The 6,245-nt window shown below is 74.4% G+C and carries 9 protein-coding genes; 6 read left to right on the top strand and 3 right to left on the bottom strand.

All coding sequences use genetic code 11. The features are described from left to right. The 3 genes from G9H71_RS20495 to G9H71_RS20485 all read left to right on the top strand — a co-directional run. On the top strand, window positions 1-493 hold a 493-nt coding region (locus G9H71_RS20495), incomplete at its 5' end, for a glycerophosphodiester phosphodiesterase family protein (RefSeq protein ID WP_269204774.1). Between the two features lie 175 nt (window positions 494-668). Next, window positions 669-2,102, top strand: coding sequence for a hypothetical protein (locus G9H71_RS20490; RefSeq protein ID WP_166284638.1), 1,434 nt, complete (start codon window positions 669-671; stop codon window positions 2,100-2,102). A gap of 51 nt (window positions 2,103-2,153) precedes the next feature. Next, window positions 2,154-2,507, top strand: coding sequence for a DUF6204 family protein (locus G9H71_RS20485; RefSeq protein WP_166284637.1), 354 nt, complete (start codon window positions 2,154-2,156; stop codon window positions 2,505-2,507). Here G9H71_RS20485 and G9H71_RS20480 read toward each other — a convergent pair. After that, a complete protein-coding gene (locus tag G9H71_RS20480) occupies window positions 2,492-3,457 on the bottom strand; it encodes a DMT family transporter (RefSeq protein WP_331273153.1) in 966 nt (321 codons plus the stop codon). The genes G9H71_RS20485 and G9H71_RS20480 overlap by 16 nt on opposite strands. Before the next feature lie 72 nt (window positions 3,458-3,529). On the opposite strand from G9H71_RS20480, the gene G9H71_RS20475 reads away from it, so the two are divergent. Then, window positions 3,530-4,450: a LysR family transcriptional regulator gene (locus G9H71_RS20475; protein ID WP_166284636.1), complete on the top strand. Its 921-nt coding sequence runs from the start codon at window positions 3,530-3,532 to the stop codon at window positions 4,448-4,450. 60 nt (window positions 4,451-4,510) lie between these two features. After that, window positions 4,511-4,798 carry a hypothetical protein gene (locus G9H71_RS20470; RefSeq protein ID WP_166284635.1) on the top strand — a complete coding sequence of 96 codons (288 nt, stop codon included), beginning with the start codon at window positions 4,511-4,513 and terminating at the stop codon, window positions 4,796-4,798. An 85-nt stretch (window positions 4,799-4,883) separates the two neighbouring features. Here G9H71_RS20470 and G9H71_RS20465 read toward each other — a convergent pair whose 3' ends face one another. Next, window positions 4,884-5,339, bottom strand: a complete 456-nt coding sequence (locus tag G9H71_RS20465) for a GNAT family N-acetyltransferase (RefSeq protein ID WP_166284634.1) — start codon at window positions 5,337-5,339, stop codon at window positions 4,884-4,886. A gap of 78 nt (window positions 5,340-5,417) precedes the next feature. Between G9H71_RS20465 and G9H71_RS20460 the strand changes: the two genes are divergently transcribed. After that, complete coding sequence (locus G9H71_RS20460) at window positions 5,418-6,032, top strand: TetR/AcrR family transcriptional regulator (RefSeq protein WP_166284633.1); 615 nt, start codon at window positions 5,418-5,420, stop codon at window positions 6,030-6,032. A gap of 116 nt (window positions 6,033-6,148) precedes the next feature. On the opposite strand, the gene G9H71_RS25610 is transcribed toward G9H71_RS20460, so the two are convergent. Then, the coding region (locus G9H71_RS25610; RefSeq protein WP_196792322.1) for an Rv0909 family putative TA system antitoxin at window positions 6,149-6,245 on the bottom strand (97 nt) is incomplete at its 5' end.

Here is a 6,245-nt window from a genome sequence, read left to right as displayed (position 1 = left end):
CACGTTGCAGTCGTTCGACTGGCGGACGATCCAGTACTCCCAGCAGATCAGGCCCGACCTGGAGACCGTGGCCCTCGTGTGGCAGTACGGCCCCGCCGAGTGCGCGACGGTCTCCGACGAGTGCTCTCTGCAGGCGGCGTACGGCAACCCCGCCGTCAAGAGCCCGTGGACCGGGACGCTCGACTGGTGGACGACGAAGGACCTGGGCGCGCTGGTCAAGGCGTCCGGCGCGTCGACGGTGTCGGCCAACTGGCAGGTCCACGACCCGGCGCAGGGCACGGTGGCGTCGAGCGACTGGTACCTCCGGCAGAGCCCGGCGTACTTCCACGGCCCGGACGTGGCGGGGCTGCACGCGGCCGGCCTCAAGGTCGTGCCCTACACGATCAACGACGCCGCCACGATGCAACGAGTCATCGAGCTCGGCGTCGACGGCATCATCAGCGACGACCCCTGGCTGCTGATCGAGGTCGCGAAGCGCAACGGCCTGCGCTGACGCGACCGGGCCCGAGGCTCGCCGCGGCGACACGGACGTGTCCCGCGGCGGGCCTCCGCCGTGCCGGAAGCGTCGGACATTGGTCACCCACCGTCCCCCGACCGGTCACAACGAGGCAACCAGCCGCCGGTTGCCTGAGCGACGCACGCCACCCCTCCATGCCATCAGGAGCATCATGCGTCGTCGCATCGACACCTTGCCCGGGCGCGCCCTGGGCGCGGTCCTCGCCACCGCCGCCCTCTCGGGCGCCGCGCTGGCCGCCACCGCTGCCCCGGCGACGGCGTCGGAGGGCCGCGAGGGCTACCTCGGCCTCGAGCGCGGCCAGTCCGGCACCATCGACCTCGACGTGCGCCGGCCCGGCGAGGCGGTCCTCACCGCGACCGTGTCCGCCGGGCGCGCCGACTGGGCGGTCAAGGGCCGTGAGAGCGCGGTCGTCGCGGCGTACGTCGACGGGCGCCATGTCACCGACCTGGTCGTCCCGTCCAACCTGCCCACGCAGCGCACCTTCGCCCTCGGCCGGCTGGAGAAGGGCGACCACGAGCTGCGCCTCGTCTTCGACGAGCGCTCGCCCGCGGGCGTGCCCACCGTCGAGCTGAGCCGGCTGCGCGTCGACGTGTCGCGGGAGAACGCCGAGGAGTACGACGTCCTCGCTCACGCGCCGATCCTCATCGGCCGCACGCTTCCCGAGCTCGGCAGTGTCTGGCAGAACGCCACGACCGACACGCCGCTCATCGCATGGCACGAGGCGCGCCCCGCCGCGACACCCGGCCACCAGATCGTCGAGTACTCCGTCGTGTGGAGCAACGAGGACGGCGGTACGAACTCGCCTGCGCTCATGGCCCGGTGGGGACGTACCACCGACATCGAGTGGTTCTACCGCGTCGAGCTCGACGAGGACGGCGAGCGCGTCCCGGGCACCGGCGTCTACCAGTCGGCCGGGCACGGCACCGTCGAGTTCACCGGCGAGTTCGAGGGCGACCACCCGCTGATCCAGGTCTGCACGTCGAACAACAACATGTGCCACGAGATCTCGACGCCGGCGGCCGACCGCATGCGCTTCGCGCTCGACACCCGCGCGACGCGCCCCGCCGACCGGTCCCGCGAGCACCTCATGGACACCAACCCCTGGACCTACCAGGTGATGGCGAAGGAGATGCTGCGTGAAGGGCAGATCGAGGCCCCCTCGAACCCCGCGACGCCCGCTGTCGGGGACCAGCGCACCTACCTGTGGGTCGAGACCACCCAGGTGACCGGCACCGCGCAGGGCCCCGGCTCGCTGCCCGGCCTTGCGATCGGCGTCAAGCTGCGCGGCGACGCGACGGTCTACCGCTCGGACCACTCGGTCCTCGGCTGGACCATCGCCCGCGACGTGCCCGCCGCCACGACGGTGGAGCTGCCCGCCGGCAAGACCGCGGACGACGTCGAGCAGCTGATCGCGATCCGCACGCCGAGCGGCGCGGGCGACAACGGCGCGACGCTCAGCGTGAAGCGCATCGGCCGGGCGTTCTTCCTCACCCCGGACTACCTGCCCGGCCCGTCCTTCCTCGCCTTCGACTCCGGTGTGCAGCTCACACCGGCGGCCCCGCAGGCGACGCTCTGGACGCGGTGACCGGCCCGAATTGAATGGCGCGCGGTGCTCACCCGTCACTACCGTCGACGGGTGAGCACCCGCGCCTTCCGCATCAAGATCCGTGGCTCGTTCGTCGGCCTGACGCCCGAGCAGCGCTCCGCCCTGCTGGCCGAGGCGGCCGACCACGACATGCTGTCGGCGCGCTTCACACCCGAGGGGCACATGGCCTACGACGTCGCGGCGCGGCCGTTCTTCACGTTCCGCTTCGCGGACTCCGGCGAGTCCGAGGAGGACATCCTGCTCGCGGAGGAGCGGGCTGAGGCCGCAGTGAAGGCGTGGCTCGAGGCCCGCGGGCTGGCCTACAAGCTCCAGCAGACGGTGACCGAGGACCTCTCGCAGGCCCCGCTAGCCAAGCGGCAGCGGCAGGCTCAGCGCGCGCTCTGAGCCGGCTCGCGTCCTCCGTAGTCCGCATCCGCGAAGGCTGCATCAGGGGTCTCTGGTTCGGTAATCCGCGCTCGGTGCCGGCCTTCGACCGCACGTCCCCAATAGGTCGAAGCGACGATGAGCGCCGCCCCGACCGCGCTGGGCGCCGTCAGGCGCTCGTCCCCGAGGCCGAGCCCCGCGGCGACGGCCCACACCGGCTCCGTCCCCATGAGCAGGCTGGCCCGGCTCGCGGACGTGCGCCGGATGGCCCAGGTCTGCGCCAGGAAGGCGAAGACACTGCACGCGAGGGCGAGGTACGCCAGCCGTCCCCAGTCCGCCGCCGACAGCTCCGGGAGGGTTCCGGGCAGCTGCGGTGCCGCCGCGAGCCCGAAGACAGCCGTCCCGACCACGGCCTGGACCGTCGTGATGTGCAGCGAGCGGTAGGCCCGGCCCGCCGTGAGGCGGCCGATGAGCGTGACGTGCGTGGCGCGTACGCCGGCGGCCGCCAGGACGAGCAGGTCCCCGCCGCCGGGTGCCGCCAGCCCGTCCGCCGACACGAGCAGCCCGACCCCGACCACGGCCAGCGTCGCTGCGACGAAGAACGGCGCCGGCAGCCAGCTGCGCGACCACGCGCTCTCCAGGAGCGGAGTGCAGACGACGGTGAGGCTGATCAGCAAGCCCGCGTTGGTGGCCGACGTGTGCGCGACCCCCGCCGTCTCCAGCGCCAGGATCGCCGCCTGCGTGCAGCCCAGCAGCACGCCCACGCGCAGCTCGCGCCGGTCGGGCAGGGACCGCGTGCCGGCGCAGACGACGACGAGCGAGGCGGCGGTCAGCAGGTAGCGGAGGGCGAGCACCACCGACACCGCGGCGACGGCGGTCAGGTCCTTCGCGACGAGGTAGCTCGTGCCCCAGACCACGGCCACGCCGAGAAGGACGGCGTCGACCGCGTACGCACCGCGCAGCTTGCTCACGCCGACCAGGTTCGGTCACACAACCGTGAAGAGCAACCAGCAGTTCGTTCAACGTCGTTGTAGCGTCGCTTCATGGACCCCCGGCAGCTCGCCGTCCTTCGCGAGCTGGGCGACCGCGGGAGCGTGACGGCGGTCGCCGCCGCGCTGCACATCACGCCCTCCGCCGTCTCCCAGCAGCTCGCGGCGCTGCAGCGGCGCGCGCCGGTGCCGCTCACCGAGCGGCGCGGGCGCGCCCTGGTGCTGACCGACGCGGGAAGGGCGGTGGCCGCGGCGGCGGCCGACGTCGCGGCCGCGCTCGCACGGGCCGAGGCGGCGGTCGAGGACTACCTCGCCGACGTGCGGGCGACTGTCGCCGTGGCGGCGTTCTCCAGTGCAGCGGCGACGCTCTTCCCTCCGCTGGTCGCCGCGCTGGCCGACGCTGACGGCCCGCACGTCGAGTGCGCCGACGAGGACGTCGCGCAGGCGGACTTCGCCGGGCTGTGCGCGGACTACGACGTGGTGGTCGCCCACCGCCCGGAGCACGGCGCGGACTGGCCGCGTACGGTCCGGGCGGTCCCGCTCCTGCGCGAGCCGATCGACGTCGCGCTGCCCGCCGGCCACCGGCTCGCGGAGTGGCCCTCCGTCACCGCGGCCGAGCTCGCCGACGAGCCGTGGATCGCGGTGCACGAGGGCTTCCCGCTGCTCGGCGCGTTCGAGGCCGTCGTCGCCGCGGCCGGCCGGCCCATCCGCCCGGTGCACCGCATCAACGAGTTCTCCGTGTCCGCCGCCATGGTCGCTGCCGGCGGCGGGGTCGCGCTCATCCCGCGCCACACCGGGCCGCGCCACCCCGGCGTCGTGCTCCGCCCGATCACCGGCGCCGCCGTCACGCGCCGCATCGAGGCGCTCGTGCGGCCGGACCGGCTGCCGAGGGCCGCGGTCACGGCCGTGCTCGACGCCCTCGTGCAGGTCGCGGGGGAGCTGTCGGCGGCCGGCCCTCCGCCCCGCGAGGGGTAGCCGGGCGTCGTCTCGGGGAGGGGCCGGGGGCCGTCGGTGCTGCCGCTCGGGGAGGCTGCGATGTGGGTCGCCGTGATGGGGGTCGGGGTGCTGCTGTGGCTCGCGGGCGCCGTGGCCCTGCTGCGGGCGAACGCCGGCCGGGTGCCGTGGCTCGGCCGGGCGCCCCGCCTGCCGGCCGCGTACTGGGCCGCGGCCCCGCTCGGCATCGTCGTCGCGTTCTTCGGCGCGGCCCGGCTCAGCGAGTCGGGCTCGACCTGGGGCTGGCCGGCCGTCGCCGGCGCTGCGCTGGTGCTGTGGCTTCCGCTGGTGGCGCTCCACAACCGGCGGGCGGGACGACGGCGGCCGTGAGCGGCACGTCCGGCGAGCTGTGGAGTGCTGACCGCGTCAGAGCGCGGCTGGCGCTCCACGACTGCACGTCCGATGTCGCCGTGCCTCAGAGGTCGCGGGCGTAGCAGACCGAGATCTCAGACCCGACGTACGCCCCGAACTGCTCGATCCGCCCGTAGCCCTCGCGCTCGTAGAACCGGATCGCGTCCGGCTGGGCGGTGCCCGTCTCGAGCAGCAGCCGCCCCACGCCGGCCGCCCGCGCCTGCTCCTCGAGAGCGCGCAGGATCGCGACCGACACCCCCGTGCCGCGGGCCGCGGGGTCGACGTACATCCGCTTGATCTCGGCCGACCCCGGCCCCAGGAACCGCAGCCCGCCGCAGCCGACCGCAGTCCCCGTGGCGTCGCGCGCCACCAGGAAGACGCTCACCGACTCGGCCGTCGGCGGCTCGCCGGGCTCGTGGTCGTCGCACCCGTAGCGCGCATCGAGCTCGGCGCGCTGCGCCGCCCGCAGGCGTACGCCGTCAGCGGCGTCCCACGGCTCGACGGTGATGGCGACGGTCATCGGTCCTCCTGGGCTCGTTCTGTAACAAGCGTTACCGTAACAGCCGCTACGCTGCGCGGGGAACGAAAGGCGGAGGACGTGGCCAAGCGGCGGGAGGTCGAGGCGCAGCGCGCGCGGCTGTCGGCGGCGACCTGGGAGGTGCTCGCCGAGCAGGGGCTGCAGGGGCTGTCGCTGCGGGCGGTCGCCGAGCGGGCGGGATGCACGACGGGGCTGGTGCTGCACACGTTCCGCGACAAGCGGGCGCTGCTCGCCCACGCGCGCGAGCTGCTGCACGAGCGGACGGCGGCGAGCGCGGACGCAGCCGAGGCGGGCGCGGGTGCTGGCGAGCCGGGGGAAGCAGCCCCCGAGGACGCGCTGCGCGCGGTGCTCCTGCAGGCGGCGTCGCTCACGTCCGCTGCGCGTGAGGAGGCCCGCGTCTGGCTCGGTTTTCTCGCAGCCGCGCTCAGCGACGACGAGCTCGCCGAGCTGCACGTGCGCGGCAACCGGGCGTTCGTGGAGCGCATCACCCGGCTGGTACGCGGCTGCCGGCCCGACCTCGGGCCGGAGGCCTGCGCTACGGCCGCGCTCGTGCTGGTGTCCCTGGTGGAGGGGCTGAACTCGCTGGCCACCGTGGATGACGAGACCTACTCACCGGAGGCTCAACGGGCCGCGGTGGAGGTGGCGGTCGCGGGGCTGGTCGGGCGCCCGGCCTGAGCAGCTGGCGCCAAGGCGGCGCCCCGGACCTCGCGCCGTCGGACGGCTCCACGGCCCAGTCGCACGAGCGGCCGGCCGCGTACGGGACGCAGCCGGCCGCTCGCAGGGGCAGGGAGCTACTCGCCGATCTTCGCGTCGGCGGCCTGCTGGCCCTTCTCGATCTGGTCGGTGCCCTTGCCGCCGGTCTTGGACTCGACGGCGTCGGCGCCCTTC

This window comes from Motilibacter deserti, from assembly GCF_011250635.1.
GTDB classification, from domain to species: Bacteria; Actinomycetota; Actinomycetes; order Motilibacterales; family Motilibacteraceae; genus Motilibacter_A; species Motilibacter_A deserti.
Note: the sequence above shows the minus strand (reverse complement) of the source record. Positions and strands in the feature narration are given on the sequence as shown.